Source organism: Natronobeatus ordinarius, assembly GCF_024362485.1.
GTDB classification, from domain to species: Archaea; Halobacteriota; Halobacteria; order Halobacteriales; family Natrialbaceae; genus Natronobeatus; species Natronobeatus ordinarius.
The window spans coordinates 2,860,337-2,883,299 of record NZ_CP101456.1 but is presented as its reverse complement, the minus strand read 5'-3'; the positions used below and the strand labels follow the sequence as shown (position 1 = coordinate 2,883,299).

The following is a 22,963-nucleotide window of genomic DNA, read 5'->3' as shown; positions in this document are numbered from 1 at the left end:
ACCACGTGTTCCCACGGGACGGGAACCCGCCGTCGGGTGGATCGCCGCCGTCTGACGGCGAGCGCCCGGATCGGTCCAGCGCAAAACCATAACTGTCCGCTCGGTGAACGGCGGCACATGACCCTCGACGTCGGCGTACTCGGCTACCGGTTCATGGGTGAGGCACACGCGAACGCGCTCGCGCGGCTGCCGATGTTCTTCCCGGACGCCCCGGCGGTGAACCGGCGCGTGCTCGTCGGCCGGGACGAGGAGGCGCTCGCGGACGCCGCCGATCGGCTCGGGTTCGAGTCGACCGCGACCGACTGGCGCGACGTCGTCGACGAGGTCGACGTCTTCTACAACCTCGGGCCGAACCACCTCCACGCCGAGCCGTCGATCGCCGCCCTCGAGGCCGGCACGCCCGTCTTCTGTGAGAAACCCCTCGCGCCGACGCTCGAGGGTGCCGAGGCGATGGCCGACGCCGCACGGACGGCCGACGTCCCGGCCGGCTGTGCGTTCAACTATCGGTTCGTGCCGGCGATCCAGTACGCAAAGCAGCTGCTCGAGGACGGCACACTGGGCGAGATCCACCACGTCCGCGGCCGCTACTTACAGGACTGGCTGGTCGATCCCGACGCCCCGTGGGCGTGGCGACTGGACGAGGGGCTGGCCGGTTCGGGTGCGCTCGGAGATCTCGGTTCGCACACGGTCGATCTCTTGCGCTTTCTCGTCGGCGACGACGAACTCGCCGGCGAGATCGAGCGCGTCAGCGGCCACCTGCGGACGTTCGTGGACGAACGTCCAGTCGAGGACCGGGACGACGACGTCGAAACCCGACCCGTCACCGTCGACGACGCCTACAGCGCGCAGGTCGCCTTCGAAAACGGCGCGATGGGCACGCTCGAAGCCTCGCGGTTCGCGAGCGGCCACAAGAACGACCACACGATCGAGATCCACGGTTCCGACGGCAGCCTGCGGTTTTCACTCGAGCGACTGAACGAACTCGAACTCCTCCGCGACGGGAACCGCGGCTACGAGACGATTCTCGTCACCGACGAGGACGATCCGTACGTCGACCACTGGTGGCCCCCGGGACACGTCCTCGGCTGGGAGCACACGTTCGTCCACGAGAACTACGAGTTCCTGACCGCCGTCGCGGGCGAGGCGTCTCGAGACGACGGCGAGGCCTTCGAGCCGAGTTTCGAGGACGGGCTCGCGGCCCAGCGCGTTCTCACGGCGATCGAGGACAGCGACGAGCGCGGCGAGTGGGTCGACCTCGAGTGACGACGGCGTCGCGACAGCCACCGAGCGAGTCGATCATAACGATGGTTGTAGTCTCTTACCGGTGGTCGCCGTCCCGGTGGGGCGATCACCGGTAAACAGTTACAACCGTCATTATCAGTCCTCGAGTACTTTCGCGACCGTGAGGATCGCGTTGAACGCGGGCGGTTCGTCGGTCAGCCGCACGACTTTTTCGGTGGAATCGTATTCGACGAACTCCGCGGTCTGCGCTTCCGGCAGGTGGTTGTGCGTGAGTGCAATCTCGACGCGATCGAACGTTCCGTTCGGGATCGGCGTCTCCTCGGCCTCCATCTCCGCCACCGCGTCGACCAGTTCGGTCACGGGAACCGGACCGTTCTGCTCGGAGAGATAATAGAGCATGTATCGGCGCCGGCGTTCGTGGAGTAACGTCATGACCTCGTCGACCGTCGTCATTGCTCAAAATCTGGTTTGCACGTAGAAAAACACACCGGTGGTTGCAGGATCTGTGAATTTTCCCGGTAGAAAACCAAACAGTTTGAAAAATTGAACTGCGACAACTGGCCGAACGGTGCAGCTGGTCGGTAGTGTCGAGAAGATCAGTCTGTTCGTCGTCGAACGCGGACGGAGAGGTATCGGGATCGAACTCGACTAGAAGTAGTCTGCCGCCTCCGCGGCGTACGTTTCGGGGGCGACGTCGACGATCGGTTCGTCGTGGAGGATCGTGAAGAAGAACGCGTCGTTCACGTAGTGCTCGCCGAAGACCGGTCGGGCCACGACGTCGACGACGGCCGTCGACGCGGGGTCCTCGAGCAGGCGAAGCGCGAGGTTGTGGCTGTTCAGCCCGAGCTCGGCGTAGTACGAGAGGACGTTCACGATTCCGGCGGCGAGGTCGGCCACGACGTCGTCGTCGGGCGCCGGGAGCCCCGTCACGTCGGTGACGCCCGCGACGTGCCACTGGTGTTTCGGGGCGAACGGCGCGAGCCACTCCACCTCGCCGGTCGAGCCGACGTACCGCGGTCCGTCGCGTTCCTCCTCGAGGTAAGCCTCCCAGTACCGGCGGCCGTGCTCGTCGTGGTAGGCTCGCTCGTGGCGACGGATGCGGCGCAGCTGCTCGGTGCCGTGATCGTCGACGATCGTCTGGAGGTGCGGGTGAACGACGCTACTTCCCGACGAGGGGAGGATGTTCATGTTGATCGAGGCGTACGCCGCTTCCTCGTGGTCTCTGACGGCGTGGACGTACTCGAGCGCGCAGGCGAGGCCGTCGGCGAAGTGGTCCACGGTGAACTCGTCGATCGAACGGAAGTGGTCCTCGGTAAGGACGACGACGTTCGAACCCCTCGCGTACGGGAACAGGTTGGGGAACGAGACCGCTTCGCCGACCGAGCCGCGATCGACGCCGACGAAGTTGGGGTAGGTCGGCGTCGCCTCGGTGACGTTCTCGGGACAGAAGAAACAGCCCTCGCCGTCGCCGACGAAGTCGTCGAGCGGTGGTTCGTCCTCCGGCATCGGGAAGACGTCCGGGACGATCCGCGTCTGCCGGCCCGTCAGTGGATCTGTCCGGTGTTCGATCTCGACAGCGTCGGCTTCGAACCCCTCGAGCGGGTTGTGAAACGGCGCCTCCTCGACGGTTCGGTCGAACTCGATAGCCATCCGTGTTGACCGTTCACGCAGTTCGACCAAAAAACACTAGGCCCGGAACTCGAACCTGACGCCGCCGTCCTCGCTCTCGGTGACGGCGAGCGTCCACTCGTGGCCCTCGGCGATCTGGGCGACGATCGCGAGGCCAAACCCAGTGCCGTCGTCGGCGGTCGTGTAACCGCGCTCGAGGACCCACTCGCGCTCGTCGGCGGGGATTCCGGGGCCGTCGTCCGCGACGAAGAAGCCGTCGCCGAAACCGAGCGGACCGACTCGGACCGTGACGGCCGGGCCGGCGTGTTCGACCGCGTTTCGAAACAGGTTCGCCAGCAGCTCCCGCAGCCGCTCGGGGTCGGCGTCGATCGTGCCGTCGTCGACGACGAGGCGACTTGGTTCAGTTCCAGTCTCCTGCCAGGCCGTCCGGGCGACCGGCTCGAGTGCGGTCTCTTCGGCGTCGAGCACCAGCTGGCCGTGTTCGGCCATCGACAGCAGGTTCTCGATCAGCCGCCGCATGTAGTCGGTGAGCTCGTCGACGTCGCGAAACTCCCGCCGGAGGTCGGCCTCGAGCTCGCCTACGGGCGTCTCCGGATCGACCTCGAGGACGGTCTCGGTCGCCTCGACGTGGGCGTCGAGCAACGTCAGCGGATTCCGGAGGTCGTGTGCGACCATCCGCCCGTACTGGGCGAGGCGCTCGTTCTGTTCCTCGAGTTCGCGTTCGTACGTCTTGAGGTCGGTGATGTCGTTGTTGATCGCGACGAATCCCACCGGCTTCCCGTCCTCGAGCAGCGGGGCGATCGTCTGGTCGATGACGTAGTGGCTCCCGTCGGGTCGCTCGTTGACGACCTCGCCGTGCCAGACCTCGCCCGCGAGAATCGTCTCCCAGAGCGCCTCGAAGAACGCCTCGTCGTGGACGCCGGCGTTGAGGATCGCGGGCGTCTCCCCGACGGCCTCGGCCGCCGAGTAACCGCTCATCGCCTCGAACGCCTCGTTCACGTACTCGATCGTCCCCGTCTCGTCGGTGATGACGACCCCGTGGCCGGCGTGTTCGACCGCGCTACGAACGCGCTTGAGTTCGCGTTCGTATCGTCTCCGCTCGGTGACGTCCCTGACGGTCGCGACCTGGTACGGCTCGTCGTCGATGGTGATCCGTGAACTGACGACCTCGACCGGAACCGCCTCGCCCGTGTCGAGTCGTTCGTACGACGTCTCGATGAGCCGCGTCTCGCCCTCCTCGAACGCCTCCCAGCGGGCTGCTAACTGATCGCGGGCGACCTCGGCGTTGATCTCGGCGACGTGTCTCCCCTCGAGGTCCTGGCAGTCCGTTCCGACGAGGGCTGCGAGTCGGCGGTTGACGTACGTCGCCCGGCCGTCGGGCTCGTACGTGGCGACCCCAACGCCGACCTGGTCGACGGCTCGCTTGAGAAACGCCAGGTCGCGCTCGCGTGCTTTCTGGTCGGTCACGTTCTGGTTGACCGCGACGAACCCGACCGTCGCTCCCCGGGCGTTCTCGATGGGGGCGATCGTCTGGTCGATGACGTACCGGCTGCCATCCGCACGCTCGTTGATCACCTCTCCGCGCCAGACGTTGCCGGCGCGAATCGTCCCCCAGAGGTCGGCGTAGAACGCCTCGTCGTGCTCGCCGGAGCTGAGCATCGCGGGCGTGCGACCGACGGCCGCCTCGCGGTCGTAGCCGGTGACCCGCTCGAACGCCGGATTGACGTACTCGATCGTCCCAGTCTCGTCGGTGATGAGGACGACGTGACCGGCGTGTTCGACGGCGTTCCGAAAGCGGAGGAGGTCCGACTGCAGATCCGTCGTGTGGATGGCGTGAGCGACTTCGGTGGCGATACCCGCCAGGAGGTCGTGCTCGTCGATCCCACACGACTCCGTGACCACAGCGAGCAGCAGGTACTGCTCGCGGCTCACTTCCACGGCCAGTATCGTGAGACACTCGCCGTCGTCGAGGTGACGGTGGGCACTCCGCACCGGCGCTTCGCCCGCACAGACGACCTGTGGGCGGCCGGTTCGAACCGCCTCGGCGAGCACGGAGTCCTCGGGATCGTCGTGGAGTCGTTCGAGGAGGGGGGCGGTGCCGTCGGCCGACTCGAGCGGCGTCAGCTCTCGGTCGTCGTAGCGAGCGAGTTCGATCCGAACGAGCGGTTCGTAGCCATCGAACGCGCCGTGAACGGCGTCGGCGATCTGCGCGTCGTCTCGGCCGACCGTCGTGAGTTCCGCGTCGATCGCCGTCCGGAAGAGTCGGCGCGTGAGCCGATCCTGCAGGGCTCGTCCCCGCCTGAGTTCGTCCACGTCCGCTCGAGCCCGGTACCGAACGACGGCGTTTCGGACGCGGTTGCCGAGCACCGCGTAGCCGTCACGGGGTCGAAAGTGATCCGTCCCGGCGAACGAGAGCGTCTCCCGGACGAACGCCTCGTCGGCGCCGTCGATCACGAAGACGAACGGGAGGTATCGGTCGTGCTTGCGAACCGACTCGAGCAACGCGGCCCCCCTTTCGTCGGCCAACTCGCGACCACAGACGACGCAGTCGACGGTCGCCGACTCGAGGCGCTCGAGGACGGCTCGACCGTCGGTTTCGACAGCGGCCGTCAGCCGGTCGTCCCGTCGCTCGAGTTCGGTCGCCACCTGAACCGCAGCCTGCCGCTCGGCGTCGGCGCAGACGACGTCGATCGGCCCGCCGGCCTGCTCGACCGAACGGTTCCGATCTGCCCGGCCACGGGCGGAGAAGCCGGCGAGACGGCTGTCTGTACGGTCCATCTTCGAGGGGTTCGAAACCAGCCACCGTATCCCTTACGGCCGAGACGGCGGGCAGTGCCGTGACCGCGAGCGAGCCGCGCTATTATGTGGTGTGGCAACTCGGCTCGGTGTTTATCCGTGCGGGCCACGAATCACGACGCGACCGCCGACAGCCGATCGTGAACCCAGATTCACCCACCATGCCAACCCACGTTCTCGTTCCCCTCGACGGATCGGAGCAGGCCACCGCTGGCCTCGAGTACAGCCTCGCGTCGGTTCCCGACGCGGCGATCACGCTCCTGTACGTCGTCGATACCGGTCGGGACCACTACGCCGGCGTCGGCGACGCCGAGACGCCGGAACAGCGAGCGCGAGCCACCGCCGAGCGCGTCTTGTCGACGGCGAAGTCGCGCGCCGAGGCGGTCGGCGTCGAAGCACGCACGACGATCCGGACCGGCTCACCCCACACGGAGATCCTCGAGTGCCTCGTCGAGCGCGAGGCCGACCACGTGGTGATGGGCAGTCACGGCGAGTCGCCGATCACCCGGCCGTTTCTCGGCCACGTCAGCGAGGCCGTCGTCAGTCGCGCGCCGGTCACGACGACGGTCGTCTCCGAACCGCCCGCGACCCTCCGCGAGCGCGACCTCCCGGGCCACGTCGTCGTCCCCACCGACGGCTCCGAGCAGGCCGAAGCCGCACTCGAGTACGTCCTCGCCGAGTTCCCCGACGCCGAGGTAACCGCCCTGCACGTCGTCGACCTCCCGTTCGAGTCGAGCCACGACGAGGTCGACGGGACCTACCTCGAGGCGATTCGCGACGACTTCGACGAGCGCGCCGGGCAGGTCCTCGCGTCGGCCGAGACGATCGCGGCCGACCACGGTGCGTCGATCGAGACGGTCAGCAGCTACGGGGAGCCGACGACGGAGATCGTCGAGTACGCCCTCGAGGCGGACGCAGACCAGATACTCATGGGAAGTCACGGGCGCTCGCTCGCGGCGCGGCTGGTGCTCGGGACCGTCGCGGAGACCGTCGCGAGGCGCTCGCCGCTCGCGGTGACGCTCGTCAGGGGGCGTCCACACGACGCGTGAGCGGGCCGCCGCTGGCTCGTCACCGGACGTCAGTCGTGGGTCGATGACTCTTCGTGTGGCCAGGCGCTGATCTCGTCGTCGTCGCCGGGCGGCAGCGGGCCGTCGAGCAACGGGTCGTCGGTCGCGTTCATCCACTCGTGGAGCCGCCGCGAGAGGTCGACACGGACGTCCTGGTACCGTGGTTCTTTGACCACGTTCACGTCCTCCTGTGGATCGTCCTGGAGGTCGTACAGTTCCTCGTACGGGCGAGGCGGGATGCCATACTCCTCGCGCACCTCGCGGCCGGCCTCGCTGGCGAAGATGTCCGACGAGAGGTACACCTTCGGCAGGTGCCAGAAGTTCCTGACGTACTTGTACCGGTGTGTACGGATCGCCCGGAACGGGTTGTACATGTCGTGCCAGCTCATCTCGGCGAAGAGTTGCTCGCGTTCCTCGTACTCCTCGTCTGCCAGCAACGGGTAGAAACTCCGCCCGTCGATGCCGTCCGGAACGTCGGCGCCGACGCACTCGAGGAGCGTCGGGAGCACGTCGACGTTGCTGAGCAGTTCGTCGTACCGGTCGCCACCGTCGGCGAGGCCGGGACAGCGCATCACGAGCGCGGCTTCGATACCCGCGTCGTAGGGGCACCCTTTCGCCCGGGGGAAGGCGATGCCGTGTTCGGTCGTGAAGGCCACGAGCGTCTCCTCCTCGAGGCCGGTGTCCGCGAGGCAGTCGAGAATCGTTCCCATCGCCTCGTCGACGGCGTACACCATCCCCCGCATCTCCGCCAGGTCGAGCCTGATCCCGCGTCGGTCCGGAAGGTAGGGAAGCGGGCGGATCTCGTCGGGATCGTCCGTCGCGTAGTAGTCGGCGTCGAACCCGAATCGGCCGTGTTCCTCCTCGACGCGGTGGAGTTCGAAGAAGCCGATCGAGGCGAAAAAGGGCGCGTCGAAGGCCCGTTTCTCGAGGAACGTCGAGACGACGTCGGCGACGTTTCGCGCCCGATTCGCCTGGTGGACGGCCGGCGAGACGCCGGGGTAGAGGTTCCCCTCGGAGTGGACGTGATCGTAGCCCAGCCGATCGGTGTCCTGACTGATGTGCTGGAGGCCGAACAGGTGGGTCTCGTAGCCGGCGTCGTGCAGGTACTGTGGCAGGATGCGCTCGTCCTCGTGCAGCTCCCAGCTACCGTGGGCCAGTCCCATCAACCCGTTGACGTGCGGATACCGGCCCGTCATCAGGCTTCCGCGGGAGGGCGAACACTGCGGGGCGGTGACGAAGTGATTCTCGAACAGCGCACCGTCGTCGGCGAGTTCGTCGATTCGCGGCGTCTCGACGTCGACGCCGTAACACCCCAGGTACCGGCCGAGGTCGTGACAGTGTATCAGGAGGACGTTCGGCTGCGTATCGGCCATGAGAGACGTCGTACCACGACCGGCGGGATAATGGTTGGGCCGTTGACGGCGGCGAGCGGCGGCGTCGCTCGGCGGTGAACGGGACGACGACTCCAGCGGCGGGTCTGTCTCGAGTCCGTGATCGTTCAGCAGAGTCGACGATCTCGGCCACCGATCGTTCGGCTCGACTATTTACCACGGGACGTAGACACTGGCGAACGGTGACGTAGATGACAGACCACTGGTACGGAAAGCCGATGTCCGAAGACGACGCCGTCGAGTTCCTCAACGACCGCGGGACCGGCGTGCTTTGTCTCGCAGCGGAGCGTCGAGCCTACGGCGTCCCCGTCGCGTTCGCCTACGATTCTGGAAGCGATCGAGTGCTCTTCGATCTCGGCTTCGCCGCCGAGAGCAAGAAACGATCGTTCATCGAGAGGACCGACGAGGTGTGTCTCACTGTCTACGAACACTCGAGTCCCCACGAGTGGCGAAGCGTCGTGGTGACCGGACCGCTCGAGGGGCTCGCCGAGGACGACGTCGACGAAGAACTCGAGTCGTGGTTCTACACCGTCGCTGGCGACGTCGACGTCGAGGAAACCGACCTCGAGTTGCAGTGGTACGAGCTCCGTGCCGACGATGTGTCGGGGCGCTACCTTGGCTAGATACCGATCGCCTGCCGACTCATCTCGAAGCCCCACTGTGGCACTTCGTAGATGATCGCCGCCGCAATGAGGATCTCGCCAGCAGTGACGAGCACGGTAACGAGGTCCGCTTTGCTACTGCTGACGGGGACCCCGAACGGCAGGTTGTACTCGGTCGGCGAGAGCGGATAGAACAGCGCGATGCCGCGCCGACTTCCCGCCACGTCGAGCACGAAGTGTGTGAGGACGCCGATCCAGACGTACTGGAGGTTCTCGAAGTAGTACGGAAACGCGAGAAACGCCACGAGCACCGGCAGGTTGTGGAGCGTCTTCCGGTGGCGGCCGAAGTCCGTGTCGACGTCGGGAAAGAGCGCCCCCAGCGTCACCGGAATGGTGATCGCCACGATCGTCTCGAGCGTCTTCAGGTCCAGCGACGGCTCGAGGAGGAGCCCCAGTCCGACGCTGAGTAACACCGCGTTGAGAACGTGCCCCCGCTTGTTCATCTACCTGTGACTGTTCAGCCGACGGTTGAATAGGTTTCCCTCGGTCGCCGACGTCGGGTCGGGTTGGGAGTTCGGGTCGGGCCCGCTCGACGGTCGGGGTAGGGCCGTCCCGGATCACCGCTCCTCATCCGAGAGCAGGGTAGCGCGGACCTCGATATCGTCGCCTGCGACGAGCGTCACCTCACAGTCCACACAGCCGAACGTCACGACCGTATTGCCGCTTCCTGAATCCGCAAACAGGAGATCGAGCCCGGTCGGATCGACGTCGTCGTACAGAATGCACGTCTTTTTCGTGATCTCCTCGCCTTTCACCTCGGCGATCGCTTCGAGGACGACGTCGCTCAACGGTCGACCGCTCGAGGAATCGTACGCCTTGCGGACCGTGTTCTCGTCGGACCTCATCGACTGTTCCTTCACCGGTCGCTCAGATAAGTACGTCCCCGGAACACCGTCTGGATCCGTTGGATTCGCCGACTGTCGTCGGTGAACGGGTCCGCCGTCCGCTTTCCGGATGGGGCAACGAACGCGTCCTACTCCCCGTCGAGAATCGAGTCAACCTCTCCGAGCGACTCGAGTACGTACGCTGGCTCGATCTCCGACCGCTCGAGGTCCGCTCGCGTCGTGACCCCCGTCAGGACGAGCGCGGTCGTCATTCCTGCTCGCTGGCCGAGTGCCACGTCGGTGTCGAGGCGGTCGCCGACGACGAGGGTATCGGCTGGGTCGACCTCGAGTCGGGCCATCGCGGCCTCGGCGGCGATCGACGAGGGTTTGCCGAGGATGGCGTCCGGCTCTCGCCCCGCAACGGCTGCCATCGCGGCGAGCACCGCGCCCGATCCGGGCATCGTCCCGTCGTCGGTCGGAATCGTCACGTCCGGGTCGGTGCCGTAGAAGGGGACATCGCGCTCGAGCGCCTCGAGCGCCGCCCCGAGGTTGTCGTAGGTGAACGCGCGGTCGATCGAACCGACGACGAGATCCGCCGCCGTCGGGTCGGTCGTCACCTCGAGGCCAGCCTCCCGTACGATCGCGGCGAGTCGATCCTCGCCGACGAGGTAGACGGCGTCGCCGTCGTGAGTCGACGCGAGGTACTCGGCCGTGACGGTGGCCGACGTGAGCACGTTCTCGGGACCGATCTCGATGCCGTGGTTCCCGACGCGTTCCCGGTAGTGGGCCGCGCCGCGAGTCGGATTGTTCGAGAAGAGCAGGCGCGAGAGCCCGGCGTCCTCGAGCGAGCGAAGCCCCTGGGTCGCGCCCTCGAGCAACCGCTCGCCCCGAACGATCGTTCCGTCGACGTCGAGGATCGCCGCCTCGTAGGTCGTCATCGCTCGAGGGGAGGGGTCGCTGCCGGTTGAGCGTTCGGGTTCCGCTCGTCGGGTTCGATCGCCGGAGACGAATGCACCGCGTTCCGGACCTGCCGCGACGCGAAAGATTCATGTTCGATGTCAGGAAGGAGTTGGCATGCCAGGTGCACGTATCGATCGCGGCGATCGGATCGCGCTTCGGACGGTCGAGCGCGAGGACGTTCCGTTCCTCCAGCGAGCGTTCGCGAACCCCGAGATTCGGTATCCGCTCGGCAACGGCATCCACCGGACGCTCGAGGAGGTCGAACGCCGCTTCGAGGACGACGACCAGCGCCAGTTCCTCGTCTGCCTCGAGCCCGAGGACGCGAATCCGGGAACCCCCGACGGCGACGAGGTCCGGCCGATCGGCGCGGTCGCGATCACGGGCGCCGACTGGCGGCGTCCCGAACTCGTCTACTGGCTCGTTCCCGACGTCCACAGGGAAGGCTACGGCAACGAAGCCGTCTCGCTGGTCCTCGAGTACGTCTTCCGCGTCTACGACACGCCCGCCGTCGGCGCGAGCGTCTACGATCACAACGACGCCTCCCGGGGTCTGCTCGAGTCGCTCGGCTTCACCGAGGAAGGACGCCTCCGCCGGTACAGGTTCGTCGACGGCGAGTATCGCGACCTGTGCCAGTACGGGCTCCTCCGGGGTGAGTGGCGGCGAACTGACGCGTCGAACCGAAACTGACGCGAACTGACACGCTGAACCGAAACTGACGCGAATCGTCCCTCACGCCTGCCCGGGTGCGAATTCTTATCCGCGAACCGGTCCTAGGTCGACCATGACACTCGAGGTCGAACCACCCGAACCGCCGGAACTGTCGTCCGTCGACCCGAACGAGTACGAGGACGCAACGATCGGGGGCGGCGACGTTACGGAGGAGATCGATTACCGCCGCGAAGAACTCCAGGCGTTCCTCGAGGAGGGCGCCTGGAAGGAAGCGTTCGACGTCTGGGTTGCCGACACCGACCTCGAAGCGGCGGAGTACGCGATCGTCTGCGACCTCGAGCTGTTCGCCGACTTCGATTTCTTCTGGGACGACTTCGCCGACCGCGTCGGCTACCACGCGCCAGGAATCCCGGAGGACTGGCGCGAGCGATCCTATCACCCCGACCTCGACTCCTGGGGCACCGTCTCGGCGATCAACGCCGAGCTCACCGAGTTCGGCCAGCTCGTCTGTGAGGTGCTCAAAGACGAGTACATCGACTGGGAAGCGGCGTACGAGCCACCCGAGGACCTTCCCGACTTCGGGTGACAGCCGACACCTGGTTCCTGGTTCGCGAGCAAACGCTCGCGGCGAGGCTGCCGTGGTCGCCCGCTTCGACTACCGTCGAGCGACCACGAACAGTGTCTCGGGACGGTTGTGAGCCAACTCGATCGAAAAACCGGCCTCTTCGAGCTGGTCGGTCACGGCCTCGAGGCCGAACCGTTCGTCCACCGAGGGGCCGTCGTCGCCGGGGCCGTCGGCCGACCAATCGACGGTAACGAGCCGGCCGCCGGATCGGAGCACGCGGGCGAGTTCCGCGAACGCCGCCTCGCTCGCGTACTCGTGGTGGGTCATCACCGAGTACGCCCCGTCGAGGTGGTCGTCGTCGAACGGGAGCGCAGAGACGTCGGCCGTCACCGTTTCGACCGCGTCCGGGAGTTCTTTCTCCCGGTACAGGTCGTGCATTTCGGGCTGGACGTCGACCGCGTACAGCGTTTCCACGAACGGGGCCACGTCGTCCGCGTAGAAGCCCGTCCCCGACCCGAGGTCGGCGACGGCCGCCCCGTCGTCGAGTTCGAGCGCCGCGATCAGTTCCTCGCGCGAACAGAAGCGGTAGCGAGACGGATCCTCAAGCGCGTCGGCCCGGTCGATGGGGAACGTGTGAAAGCCCATACGCGCTATTGGGACGGGCGTGCAAAGACCTGTCCGGTTTGGATCGATCCGAGATGGGCGCCCGACCCGTGGGAAAGAACGATTGTGGACGAGGGCCAGTATCATGGTATGGAGTATCGTGATGCCGGCCGCGACGACGTCGAAGCGATCCAGCGAATCGCCCGGGCGTCCTGGGAACGGGACTACCCGGACATTCTGAGCCGGGAGACGGCCGCTGCCGAAGCCGTCGAGGAGTGGTACGGCCGGGAGGCGATCGAACGCGAACTCGAGACGCCGGGGTCGGCCCTGCTCGTCGCCGAGGACGACGACGAGGTCGTCGGATTCTCCCACGCAGTCGTCAGCGGCGGCGAGGCGACGATCTTGCGCGTCTACGTTCACCCCGCGTATCGCCACGAAGGCGTTGGGTCGGGACTGCTCGAGCGAACGATCGACGAGGCGACCGACCGGGCGGCCGAGCGCGTCAGGGCGATGGTGCTCTCGGCGAACGAACCCGGCGACGCGTTCTATCGGAGTGTGGGATTCGAGCCCGTCGACACCGGCGAGACCGTGATCGACGGCGAGCCGTACGAGGAGACGGTGTACGAACTCGGGAACGACGCGTGAGAACGTGAACGGCTACCGGTCCGTGGCCCGGAAGCGGTCACTGCCGTCCGGCCTCAGGGTCGTGATGGCCTTCGAAAGCTCGGCTCGCCGATCTCGAGTTCGCGCCGTGAGTGACACACCGAGTCGACCGGTGACACGTGACGATACCTTTTTGCCGATCGGGGGAAATTCAGCGGGGAAAGAGCGACCATGCTCCGTGAACGTCTGTCGGTGTATCGATCGCGAGTCCGGCGTGAGCTCACCGCAGCGTTCGACGGCAGCCACAGCGCTCACGAGGTCGCCGCGAGCTTCGCCATCGGAATCTTCGTCACCGCGATGCCGACGGGCGGACTCGGAATCGGCCTGTTCTTCCTGCTCGCCTACTGGTTCCCCTGGCTATGCAGGACCGCCATGTTCGCCTCGGTCGTCGTCCTCAACCCGCTCGTCAAACCGCTCGTCTACGCCGGGAGCGTCAAACTCGGGGCCGTCCTCCTCGGAACCGACCCCCTGGTACTGTTCGACGTCGCCGCCCTCGATTACGCCGTGACCGTCGTCCAGCTCCTCCTGCTCGGGAACGTCCTGATCGCCCTCGCTCTGGCGGGGGTCGGGTACGTCGTCGTCCTCGAGTTGACGCGATCACACCGTCGCCGGCACCGCCACTCGCGCCGGCTCACACCATGACTACGGGCTGATTTCCTCGACGAGCGACTCGAGCGACGCACGCGCAGAACAATCACCGGTCCAATCGCAGTGTGTCTCGAGCGACGCCGATTACGAGAGGGCGCGCTTTCCTCGAGTCGTCCCCGAGCGCCGTCGAACGGTGACTGCGCCGACGATCATCACGACGAACAGGAGGGCGGCCGTGAGGAGGTAGACGAGGTCGAGCGCAGGCAGGTAGGTCATGACCGCGTGACGGCCGAAGAGGACCGTGAGGAACGCGAGCACTGCGGTGACGGCAACGAGTCCCGTGACGGCGGAGCCGTCCACCCGGCGAGGGGCGATCATCACGGCGAGAATAGCCGCCGAGAGGAGCACGAGCGTGGCGGCGTACTGGAGCGTCTGGATCACGGGCGTGTAGGTCCCGATGAAGAGGGGGCTAAGCGTCACGTGGATCGGGATCATCGCCGCGCCGAGTCCGAGCGCGCCCGCGACGTGGGTCGTCGTGAGCCCCGGCGCCCAGACGGCGACCGCCGATCCGACGAACAGGACGAAGATGACGACGGCGGTCCAGAAGTGGAAGTTGAGGATCGTCAGGTCGTAGACGAGGACGGTCTCGCGGCCGAGGTAGACCTGGATCGGCGTCAGGATCATTCCCGCAGTGATCGCGTAGGTGACCCAGCGGCCGATCGAGGCGCTGCGCCAGGCGGTGATCGCCGTTCCGATGATGAAAAAGCCGGCGACCATCGCGACGACGCGGTGGATCCACTCGAAGAAACTCGGGAAGTTCGCCGGGAACAGGTTCAACAGCCCGCCGTCACACAGCGGCCAGTTGGCGTCACAGGCGAGCCCAGCACCGGTCGCCTTCGCGGCGACGCCGAGGAGGATCGTCGCCGCGGTCAGGACGACTGTCGCCCCGAGCAGGTGCGAGAATCCGAACCGGTCGATCGGCGAACGAGCGGACGAGTCGGACGTGTGATGTTCGAGCGACACGGGTTTGCCGTGGCTAGGGATGCATCGTACTTAGGTGATCCGAGTCGTTCTCAGCCGGAGGGAATCGAGTGGCTACCACGCGAACGCGTTCGACCCCGGCGTCGCGATCCGGGCCCATATCCGCCGGATTCAAGCACGGCCCCCGCCACCCTCGAGCATGGAGAAACTCGAGCGACTCACGACCGCCCTCGAGCGCGAGGACCGCTCGTCCGTCTGGTTCGCCCGGCCGAACGCGTTCGCGTGGCTGACGGGCGGGTCGAACGTCGTCGATCGCGAGCGCCCGATCGGCGTCGCCGCCGTCGGCTACGACGGGGATCGCGTTCGCATCCTGACCGACGAGATCGAGGCCGACCGTATCGAAGCCGAGGAGATGTCGGACCTCGAGGACGCCGACGTGGCCGTCGACGTCGAGTCCTACCCGTGGCACGAGACGTCGCTGGCCGAGGCCCTGGCCGAGCGGGTCGACGGGTCGGCGGCGGCCGATTTTCCGGTGCCGGGCTTCGACCGGATCGATCCGACGCCGCTACGGACGCCGCTGACCGAGACGGACGTCGATCGGTATCGCCGACTCGCCCGGGAGACGGCCGCGTCCGTCGAGGCGGTGTGTCGCGAGCTGCAGCCGGGGGACACCGAGCACGAGGTCGCCGCAGCGCTGGGAATCGCGCTCTCGGCGCGGGAGATCGAGGCGCCGGTGGTCCTCGTCGGCGGCGGCGAACGTGCGCGGGCGTATCGCCACTACACGCCGACGACCGCCGAACTCGGCGAGTACGCTCTCGTCTCGGTGACGGCCCAGCGCGGCGGACTCCACGCGAGCTGTACCCGCGCGGTCGCGTTCGACTCGCCGTCCTGGCTCGAGGAACGCCACGCCGCCGCGGCACGCGTCGAGACGACGGCGCTGGCAGCGACCCGGGAGGCCGCCGAGCGTGGGGGAACCGCTGGCGACGTCTTCGCCGCGATCCAGGACGCCTACGACGAGGTGGGCTACGCAGGTGAGTGGGAACACCACCACCAGGGCGGGGCGGCGGGCTTCGCCGGCCGGGAGTGGATCGCGACGCCCGACCACGACGCGCCCGTCGTGACGCCGATGGCCTACGCCTGGAATCCAACTGTACAGGGCGCGAAAAGTGAAGACACCGCCCTCGTCACGGACGAGGGGGTCGAGGTGCTGACGACGACCGGCGAGTGGCCGACTCGTTCCGTCCAGGCCGTGGGTGACCGGGACCTCGAACTCGAGCGGCCGACCGTCCTCGGACTCGAGTGACCGGCTCGAGCGGGGTCACTCCCCGTTTGCGTCGGCCGACTCGTCTGCGTCGTCAGTCTCGTCGGTTTCGTCGACCACGTCGACGCTGCCGTCGTCGACCGTGATCGTCACGGGTTCGACGTCCGTTTCGAACTCGTCACGGCCCGGTTCGCGGTCGAGAACGCGATCTAGCGTGAAGATGGTGTTGAGTTCGTGTTGCACCTGGTCGACGACGCCGCCGACGAGTTCGCTCGGCTGGATGGCCGTGTACTCGTAGGGGTTGTTGCCGGCACCCTCGCTGGCGCGCTTTTCGCGACTCACTTTCTCCTCCTCGTGGAGTTCCGCCAGCGCCTCACGGACCGTACTCGGATAGAGGCCGGTCCCTTTCGCAACCTCCTCGGAGGTGCTGCTGGGGTTCGCGAGCAGGTAGACGTAGATCTTCGCCCGGGTCTCTGTGTCGAGGATCCACGCGAGCAGGTCGACGATCCGGCCGTCGACCTCTTCGATCGCGGCGTCGGTTACTCGATCCGACGACCGTTCGGCGTCGTCGGCCACCCCGATCTCGAGTTCCGCTGTCGTCTCGATCTCGAGGTCGTCCGGTTCGTCCACTCGGCGGTCGTCGGCGTCGTCAGATCCCATAGTGTCCTCTCGTACGGGACGAAGTCTCGCGCGGAGTTAAACCTTTGCGGGGACAGCCTTCAGGTTCGGCTGATCCGACGAAAAACGGCCGAACAGCGTTTGAAACGCGGGTATATTTCGGTGAGTCGGGGCTGAAGCGGTCCTCGTCGACACCCGCCGGCGACCGTGTGTCCCGTTCACAAATTACTCTCACGTATCTAAGTGGATGGTAAATATTAAGCGTCAGCATAGCCTAGCCCGATCCACGCATGACCGAATACGTCTCGACCACGCCGGGGCTGTTCCCGCTTCCGGACTGGGCGAAAGACGACCTCTCGGACCTGAAGGGACACCAGAAACACGACCTCGTCAGCGGCGACGAGGACGAGGAGATCACTGCGGTGTACGAGCAGGCCCGCGGGGAGGTGATCGGCCGCCAGCACGACGCCGACCTCGACCTCGTTTCCGAGGGGCAGCTCCGATGGGACGACATGCTCGCGCACCCACTGGCCGTCCACGACAGCGTCGAAACCCGTGGCATCGTCCGGTACTACGACAACAACAACTTCTATCGCGAGCCCGTCGTCCAGGACGACCTCGGCTTCTCGGGCGACGTCGCCCGCGAACTCGAGTCGGCAGCCGAGTCGACCGACGACTTGCAGGCCGTCCTCCCCGGGCCGTACTCGCTCGCCGACCTCGCGACGGACGAACACTACGGCGACGAAGAAACGTTCCTCGCCGCGGTCGCCGACTTCCTCGCCGGCGAGGTCGAAGCGTTCCCCGACCACGAGACGCTGTTCTTGCTCGAGCCCTCGCTCGTCACCGACGCCCCCGGTGACGGCCTCGACGAGCGCGCCAGCGAGGCGGTCGATACGGTCGCCGCCGCCACCGACGCCGACGTCGTCGTCCACACCTACTGGGGCGCACTCGAGGAGAAGGTCTACGCCCACCTGCTCGACGCGGAGATCGACGCCGTCGGCTTCGACTTCGTGACCGAACAGGAGGACAACCTCTACAACCTCCAGGAGTACGGCGCGACCGACGACGTCGCGCTCGGACTCGTGGACGGGCAGAATACACTCGTCGAAGACCCCGAGGCGGTACGCGACCGCGCGGAGTGGGTCTTCGAGCGCCTGCCCGTCACGGACTTCGACACCGTCTACCTGACGACGAACACCGAGACGTTCTACCTGCCGTACCGCAAGTTCGAGGAGAAACTCGCCGTCCTCGCCGACGCCGCGACTCTCGCGGAGGTGACCCCAGCATGAGCACGAAAGACCAGTTCCGACCCGCAGAGCACGACGCAGAGCACTTCATCCTGACGACCGTCGTCGGGAGCTACCCGAAACCGAAGTGGCTGAACCGCGCGAAGGAGCGCTACCAGGACCCCGACCACGAGTTCGACGAGGGTGACTGGGGGGAAGCGAAAGACGACGCCTCCCGCCTGATCACCGACGAGCACGAACGCGCCGGCCTCGACGTCGTCGTCGACGGCGAGATGCGCCGCACTGAGATGGTCGAGTTCTTCGCCCACCGGATCGAGGGCTACGAGTTCAACGGTCCCGTGAAGGTGTGGGGCCACAACTACTTCGACAAACCCTCGGTCGTCGACGAAGTCGAGTACGGAGAGACCTGGCTCGTCGACGAGTACGAGTTCACCGCCGCCGCCAGCGATCGACCGGTCAAGGTTCCGATCACGGGTCCGTACACCCTCGCCAACTGGTCGTTCAACGAGGCCTACGAAAACGAGGAGGAACTCGCCTACGCGCTCGCCGACCTCGTCAACGAGGAGATCGAGAAGCTCGTCGAGGCCGGCGCGCGCTACATCCAGATCGACGAACCCGCCCTCGCGACCACGCCCGACGACCACGCCATCGTCGGCGAGTGTCTCGAGCGCATCGTCGACGACATCCCCGAGGACGTCCGGACCGGCCTGCACGTCTGTTACGGCGACTACTCGCGCATCTACCCCGAGATCCTCGAGTTCCCCGTCGACGAGTTCGACCTTGAGCTCGCCAACGGCGACTACGACCAGCTCGACGTGTTCAAAGACCCCGAGTTCACGAAAGACCTCGCGCTGGGCGTCACCGACGCCCACGTCGCCGAGGTCGAGTCCGTCGAGCAGATCGAGGAGAATATCAAGAAAGGCCTCGAGGTCGTCCCGCCCGAACAGCTCGTCGTCTCGCCCGACTGCGGGCTCAAACTCCTGCCCCGCGAGGTCGCCTATGGCAAGATGGCGAACATGGTCGAAGCGGCCCGCAACGTCGAGGAAGACCTCGACGCCGGCCGGATCGACGTCGAAACCAGCCGGGCAGCACCGGCCGACGACTAATCTCCTAAGCGTCGACTGCAGGGTCGAACCGTCCTTCGGCAACGGATTCGACCCTGCAAATCAGGCTTGGCAACGTACTGGCTCGTACGGATCGTTGTACCGTGTTTTCGGTGATCGCTCGAGCGGAGCTTCGATGACCGGTGCCGAATCACGACAGACCGTCTCACTCGAGCGTCGTCAGCGGCTCGTCCCCGGTGGCGCTCTCCCGGCCGACGAGCGTCTCGATCTCGAGGGCGTACCACTCGGTTTCGGCACCCTCGGCCGCCAGTCGAGTGTGCGTGTCTGCGTTGGCTGCCTGGCTGAAGAAGATCGCCGCCGCCCGATCTGCAACCTCGTCGTTCGAGAGCGGTCGGAGGGTCCCGGTCGCGATGACGCTTTGCCAGGTCCCGTCTGACTCGTACTCGTAGGTCGCCAGCGTGACGGTCTCGCTGGTCTCGAGAAACTCCCGCTTTCGCCCTTCCTGGCCGGTGACGAACTGCATGATACAGCGGTCGGTGAGGGCGTCGTAGCCGTAAGAGAGGGGAATTCCGTAGCCGACGCCCTCGTTGGCCAGCGAGAGGACACCGTGTCCGCGGTCGGCGAGGAAGCGCTCGGCCATCTCCGTGGAAACGTCCACCCCTAGATCTTCCATACGCTCCGTCTCGAACGGCCACTCATGAACGCACCGACCCTTCACCCTTCAAGCCAGGGTTGTAAGCGAGGTGCGGGCGTTCAAGCACGGCTACCGTTTCCCTCGAACCATTCAAGCACGGCTACCGTCGCCCTCGAACCGTTCAAGCAGTGCTGTAACACCTCACTCGGCGCCCAAATCGGACGGCCACCGATTTCGATCCGCCGAACTGGACCGCGGTCACCGACCGAACGTTCCCAGTGAGGACTGGAGACTGCGGGTGGCATCGCCCGCCTCGAGTTCGTAGCCGACGAGATCCCGCAGGTCGACGGCGTAGTTCGTCCCGCCGCGCTCGAGGACGAGGAGTCGACCCTTGACGCCGACGACGGTTCCCGACGCGATCGTCTCGGGGACGGGGCGGCTCTCGAGGGCGAATCCGTAGTCGAAGGTGAAACGGTCGAGCACGTCGTGCTCGGCGAGCAGGGCCTCCCAGGCGCCCTCGTCGACGTCGGCCGCGAGCGAGTCGAGCTTCGCCCGCGTCCGGACGCGGTCGACGAGGTCGCGGGCGAGTTCGGCCTCGAGTTCGCGGGCGATGCGGCCGTTCGAGACGGTGTGGACGTGTGCGCCGTGGTCGGCGCCCTGTTCGCGAAGGCGGGTCTCGAGTCGCCAGCTCCGGGTGACGCCGACTTTGAACGTGTCGGGGGCGAACGCGGCGAGGTAGACGGCGTGTTCCTCGTAGCAGTCCATCTCGTCTTTCAGGCAGGTGCCGGTGCAGCGGGCACAGATCCAGGTGCTCGCGTGCAGGTCACAGTAGGGGGCGACCTCGTTCTCACAGGCGTGGTGGACGTCGCCGTCGATCGCGCCGGCACAGTGGCGCCGTCCCAGGGTGTACGAGAGGTCGTCGCCGGCCTCGAGCGGCTGGCGTCGAACCCGGTTACCGTCGCTCAGCAACAGCGCGGCGTCGCGTCCGCTCGAGTCGTAGCCGACGAGTTGCACGCACGATCGTACGCCGGGGTCGACGATAGGCGTGACGATATAGTAACCGTTGAACGTCATTGCACACCCGGTCACGACCGTCGACGGCCAGCCTCAGCCTCGTCGTCGAGGCTACCCGTCCGGCTGTGACCGGGTGTAACTCGTCTCAACGAGTCCTATAGCTGGGATCGACGAGAGGTGAGAGTATGCTGCCAGATACGTGTAGCATGCGCGCACCAACATTGTCAACTCCGTCGGCAAAGTAGGAATCGCCTGGATCGCGAGGTCCAACGAGATGGGGCGACCCATTGCTGGCATTCTCGCAGCGACGTCGATCACAGGACTCTCGCTCGTCTGGTTCCTGTGAGAACGAGTGTCAGCCATCACGACATTGATCGACGCAAATTGATTAAATTCGTCGGTAAACACCGCAACAGGACCACTACTCTTTTACCGATTCGGTCAGATTATTTGAAAAACAATGCCCAGTTCGCCCAACGAACGACACGAGGAGGGTGATGAGGGCACGGTCGCGCCGCGCGACGCGGGTCCTGACCGTGGCGCCGGACTGACCGTCTCCGTCGTCACCGACGACCCGACAGCCGGTCCGGTCGACGAACTTCGCGAGGACTCCCGGCTCGAGGTCCGGACCGTCGACGTCGACGCGCCGGACTGGCCGGACGAACTGGACGATGCTCACTGTCTCATCTTCGACGTCAACTGCCCCGATCGAGCCCGCGAACTGCTCGAGCGTGCCGACGCCGCCTGCCCCGAGCTACCGGTCGTTCTCGCGCCGCGCGAGGGCAGCGAGCGGCTCGCGACGGTCGCCCTCCGGGCTGGCGCGGCCGAGTACGTGCCGTCCACGAGCGACGACCTCCCGGCGCGAACGCTCGCGGCGATCGATGGGGACGGGAGCGGGGCCGACGCCAGCGATCGATTCGAGGAGGTGCTCACGACCACGATCCCGGATGAAGCGTTCGTCCTCGACGAAGACGGCGTCTACCTCGAAGCGAGAGTGCGTCCCGAAGCGGGAGAGCTCTACACCGTCTCGGCCGAAGAGCTCGTCGGCACCAACCTCGAGGACGTGTTTCCCGACGCGCTCGCCACCGAGTTACAGGGCTGTATCGAGCGAACACTCGAGTCAGGGCAGCGCCAGTCGGTCGAGTACGAAGCTGAGACGACGGAGGGAACCAGACGGTTCGACGCCCGGGTCGTTCCGATCGAAGAACCCGTCAACGGCCGTCGAGCGGTCGTCTGGCTGGCCCGGGACATCACCGAACGGGCCCGGCGGGAGCGCGAGCTCCGTCGCCGTCGAGATCAACTCGAGACGCTCAACGGAATCAATCGGGTCGTCCGTCGAGTGATCCGGACGCTCGTCGAGGCGCCGACCCGGGAGGATATCGAGCGTGAAGTCTGTGAGCAGCTCGTCGCGTCGGGCCTGTACTGCGGCGCGTGGATCGGCGAATCCGACGGCTCCAACGGCCTCACGGTCAGGACTCGCGCCGGTGAAGCGACGACGATTCTCGATCGAGTCGCCGATCGGTCCGTCGATCCCGAACAGCCGGTGCTCGAAGCGATCGAAACGGGCGAGATACGGTCGAGCAACCGCGTCGGCGAGGAGCCACGGCTTCCCGAAGCCATTCGACGGGCTGCGCGAGCGGACGACGTTCACTCTGCCATCGTCGTGCCGGTCGTCCACGACAACACCGTCTACGGCGCCCTCGTCGCCTACGCGAGACGGGACGACGCGTTCAGCGAGCGCGAGAAGTCGGCGTTCGGCCTCCTCGGCGAAACGATCGGCTTCAGCATCAACGCCGTGTTGAACCGACGGTCGCTCTTCGCCGACGCCGTCGTCGAACTCGAGATCCGCGTCGAGGACGGACAGTCGCTCTCGTTTCACTTGAGCAAAACGTACGACTGTACGTGCTCACTCGAGTGGGCCGGCGACGTCGACGGGACGACCTACCAGTACGTGACGGTCGAAGGGCTCGACGGCGAGACGGTGATGGCGGAGGCGACCGACCACGAGTCGGTCGACGAGTGTCGACTCATCTACGACGATTACGAGCGCTGTACCCTCGAGGTTCGGTTCCACCAGTCCGGCGTTCGAACGCTCACGAACCACGGGGCGACGGTTCGGGAGATCACGGTCGAAGACGGAATCGCATCGTCGGTCGTCGAGGTTCCTCGAGACGCCGACGTCCGGGCGGTCATCGAGGCCCTGTCCACGGTGTACGAGAACGTGACGCTCGTCGCCAAGCGAGAGGTCGACCGTCCGGTCCAGACGGCCACCGAACGGCGAAACCGAATCGTCGACCGACTCACCGACCGTCAGTTGACGGCACTCCGACTCGCCTACTACGGCGGCTACTTCGACTGGCCACGGGGAAGTACCGGCGAGGAGATCGCCGAGTCGATGGGCGTCTCCCCACCGACCATGCACCAGCACCTCCGAAACGCACAGCGCGAGGTGCTGACCGAATTCTTCGACGATCGACACTAACGA

General features: G+C 66.3%; 23 protein-coding genes. 11 read left to right on the top strand and 12 right to left on the bottom strand.

The window, feature by feature from the left end; genetic code table 11:
- Positions 1-117 precede the first annotated feature (117 nt).
- Positions 118-1,263 carry a Gfo/Idh/MocA family protein gene (locus NMQ09_RS14695; RefSeq protein ID WP_255191332.1) on the top strand — a complete coding sequence of 382 codons (1,146 nt, stop codon included), beginning with the start codon at positions 118-120 and terminating at the stop codon, positions 1,261-1,263.
- A 114-nt stretch (positions 1,264-1,377) separates the two neighbouring features.
- Here the strand turns inward: NMQ09_RS14695 and NMQ09_RS14690 are convergent, their stop codons facing one another.
- The 3 genes from NMQ09_RS14690 to NMQ09_RS14680 all read right to left on the bottom strand — a co-directional run bounded on the left by NMQ09_RS14690 (position 1,378) and on the right by NMQ09_RS14680 (position 5,649).
- Positions 1,378-1,695: a DUF7344 domain-containing protein gene (locus NMQ09_RS14690; RefSeq protein ID WP_255191331.1), complete on the bottom strand. Its 318-nt coding sequence runs from the start codon at positions 1,693-1,695 to the stop codon at positions 1,378-1,380.
- Positions 1,696-1,890: 195 nt separating this feature from the next.
- Positions 1,891-2,892, bottom strand: a complete 1,002-nt coding sequence (locus NMQ09_RS14685; RefSeq protein WP_255191330.1) for a hypothetical protein — start codon at positions 2,890-2,892, stop codon at positions 1,891-1,893.
- Positions 2,893-2,928: 36 nt separating this feature from the next.
- The gene (locus NMQ09_RS14680; protein ID WP_255191329.1) at positions 2,929-5,649 is read right to left on the bottom strand and encodes a hybrid sensor histidine kinase/response regulator; all 2,721 of its coding nucleotides are present in this window, start codon (positions 5,647-5,649) and stop codon (positions 2,929-2,931) included.
- A 179-nt stretch (positions 5,650-5,828) separates the two neighbouring features.
- Between NMQ09_RS14680 and NMQ09_RS14675 the strand changes: the two genes are divergently transcribed.
- Complete coding sequence (locus NMQ09_RS14675) at positions 5,829-6,716, top strand: universal stress protein (protein WP_255191328.1); 888 nt, start codon at positions 5,829-5,831, stop codon at positions 6,714-6,716.
- A gap of 29 nt (positions 6,717-6,745) precedes the next feature.
- On the opposite strand, the gene NMQ09_RS14670 is transcribed toward NMQ09_RS14675, so the two are convergent.
- Positions 6,746-8,107 (bottom strand): sulfatase family protein, encoded by a 1,362-nt coding sequence (locus NMQ09_RS14670; RefSeq protein WP_255191327.1) that lies wholly within the window; start codon positions 8,105-8,107, stop codon positions 6,746-6,748.
- A 209-nt stretch (positions 8,108-8,316) separates the two neighbouring features.
- Here NMQ09_RS14670 and NMQ09_RS14665 point away from each other — a divergent pair, with 209 nt between their 5' ends.
- On the top strand, positions 8,317-8,748 hold the full coding sequence (locus NMQ09_RS14665) for a pyridoxamine 5'-phosphate oxidase family protein (RefSeq protein ID WP_255191326.1): 432 nt from the start codon (positions 8,317-8,319) through the stop codon (positions 8,746-8,748).
- On the opposite strand, the gene NMQ09_RS14660 is transcribed toward NMQ09_RS14665, so the two are convergent.
- From NMQ09_RS14660 to NMQ09_RS14650, 3 genes are all read right to left on the bottom strand, one after another.
- On the bottom strand, positions 8,745-9,230 hold the full coding sequence (locus tag NMQ09_RS14660) for a metal-dependent hydrolase (RefSeq protein WP_255191325.1): 486 nt from the start codon (positions 9,228-9,230) through the stop codon (positions 8,745-8,747). The two genes, NMQ09_RS14665 and NMQ09_RS14660, sit on opposite strands and share 4 nt — an antisense overlap.
- Before the next feature lie 114 nt (positions 9,231-9,344).
- A complete protein-coding gene (locus NMQ09_RS14655) occupies positions 9,345-9,632 on the bottom strand; it encodes a HalOD1 output domain-containing protein (RefSeq protein WP_255191324.1) in 288 nt (95 codons plus the stop codon).
- Between the two features lie 128 nt (positions 9,633-9,760).
- A complete protein-coding gene (locus NMQ09_RS14650; RefSeq protein WP_255191323.1) occupies positions 9,761-10,549 on the bottom strand; it encodes an HAD-IIA family hydrolase in 789 nt (262 codons plus the stop codon).
- Positions 10,550-10,685: 136 nt separating this feature from the next.
- On the opposite strand from NMQ09_RS14650, the gene NMQ09_RS14645 reads away from it, so the two are divergent.
- A complete protein-coding gene (locus tag NMQ09_RS14645) occupies positions 10,686-11,258 on the top strand; it encodes a GNAT family N-acetyltransferase (protein ID WP_255191322.1) in 573 nt (190 codons plus the stop codon).
- A gap of 94 nt (positions 11,259-11,352) precedes the next feature.
- The gene (locus NMQ09_RS14640) at positions 11,353-11,826 is read left to right on the top strand and encodes a DUF7992 family protein (protein WP_255191321.1); all 474 of its coding nucleotides are present in this window, start codon (positions 11,353-11,355) and stop codon (positions 11,824-11,826) included.
- A 69-nt stretch (positions 11,827-11,895) separates the two neighbouring features.
- Here the strand turns inward: NMQ09_RS14640 and NMQ09_RS14635 are convergent, their stop codons facing one another.
- On the bottom strand, positions 11,896-12,450 hold the full coding sequence (locus NMQ09_RS14635; protein WP_255191320.1) for a class I SAM-dependent methyltransferase: 555 nt from the start codon (positions 12,448-12,450) through the stop codon (positions 11,896-11,898).
- Between the two features lie 108 nt (positions 12,451-12,558).
- Here NMQ09_RS14635 and NMQ09_RS14630 point away from each other — a divergent pair, with 108 nt between their 5' ends.
- On the top strand, positions 12,559-13,053 hold the full coding sequence (locus NMQ09_RS14630) for a GNAT family N-acetyltransferase (protein WP_255191319.1): 495 nt from the start codon (positions 12,559-12,561) through the stop codon (positions 13,051-13,053).
- A 189-nt stretch (positions 13,054-13,242) separates the two neighbouring features.
- A complete protein-coding gene (locus NMQ09_RS14625; protein ID WP_255191318.1) occupies positions 13,243-13,713 on the top strand; it encodes a DUF2062 domain-containing protein in 471 nt (156 codons plus the stop codon).
- A 90-nt stretch (positions 13,714-13,803) separates the two neighbouring features.
- On the opposite strand, the gene NMQ09_RS14620 is transcribed toward NMQ09_RS14625, so the two are convergent.
- Entirely contained in the window at positions 13,804-14,682 is an 879-nt protein-coding gene (locus NMQ09_RS14620) for a COX15/CtaA family protein (protein WP_255191317.1), read from the bottom strand.
- A 157-nt stretch (positions 14,683-14,839) separates the two neighbouring features.
- On the opposite strand from NMQ09_RS14620, the gene NMQ09_RS14615 reads away from it, so the two are divergent.
- A complete protein-coding gene (locus NMQ09_RS14615; protein ID WP_255194601.1) occupies positions 14,840-15,943 on the top strand; it encodes a M24 family metallopeptidase in 1,104 nt (367 codons plus the stop codon).
- A gap of 15 nt (positions 15,944-15,958) precedes the next feature.
- Here the strand turns inward: NMQ09_RS14615 and NMQ09_RS14610 are convergent, their stop codons facing one another.
- Positions 15,959-16,561 (bottom strand): helix-turn-helix domain-containing protein, encoded by a 603-nt coding sequence (locus NMQ09_RS14610; RefSeq protein WP_255191316.1) that lies wholly within the window; start codon positions 16,559-16,561, stop codon positions 15,959-15,961.
- A gap of 248 nt (positions 16,562-16,809) precedes the next feature.
- On the opposite strand from NMQ09_RS14610, the gene NMQ09_RS14605 reads away from it, so the two are divergent.
- Positions 16,810-17,808 (top strand): 5-methyltetrahydropteroyltriglutamate--homocysteine methyltransferase, encoded by a 999-nt coding sequence (locus tag NMQ09_RS14605; protein WP_255191315.1) that lies wholly within the window; start codon positions 16,810-16,812, stop codon positions 17,806-17,808.
- The gene (locus tag NMQ09_RS14600) at positions 17,805-18,872 is read left to right on the top strand and encodes a methionine synthase (protein ID WP_255191314.1); all 1,068 of its coding nucleotides are present in this window, start codon (positions 17,805-17,807) and stop codon (positions 18,870-18,872) included. The genes NMQ09_RS14605 and NMQ09_RS14600 overlap by 4 nt, the downstream gene beginning before the upstream one ends.
- A gap of 163 nt (positions 18,873-19,035) precedes the next feature.
- On the opposite strand, the gene NMQ09_RS14595 is transcribed toward NMQ09_RS14600, so the two are convergent.
- Both NMQ09_RS14595 and NMQ09_RS14590 read right to left on the bottom strand, forming a co-directional pair.
- Positions 19,036-19,503 carry a pyridoxamine 5'-phosphate oxidase family protein gene (locus NMQ09_RS14595; protein WP_255191313.1) on the bottom strand — a complete coding sequence of 156 codons (468 nt, stop codon included), beginning with the start codon at positions 19,501-19,503 and terminating at the stop codon, positions 19,036-19,038.
- A 219-nt stretch (positions 19,504-19,722) separates the two neighbouring features.
- A complete protein-coding gene (locus NMQ09_RS14590) occupies positions 19,723-20,478 on the bottom strand; it encodes a DUF2797 domain-containing protein (RefSeq protein WP_255191312.1) in 756 nt (251 codons plus the stop codon).
- 460 nt (positions 20,479-20,938) lie between these two features.
- On the opposite strand from NMQ09_RS14590, the gene NMQ09_RS14585 reads away from it, so the two are divergent.
- Entirely contained in the window at positions 20,939-22,960 is a 2,022-nt protein-coding gene (locus tag NMQ09_RS14585) for a bacterio-opsin activator domain-containing protein (RefSeq protein WP_255191311.1), read from the top strand.
- Positions 22,961-22,963: the final 3 nt, after the last annotated feature.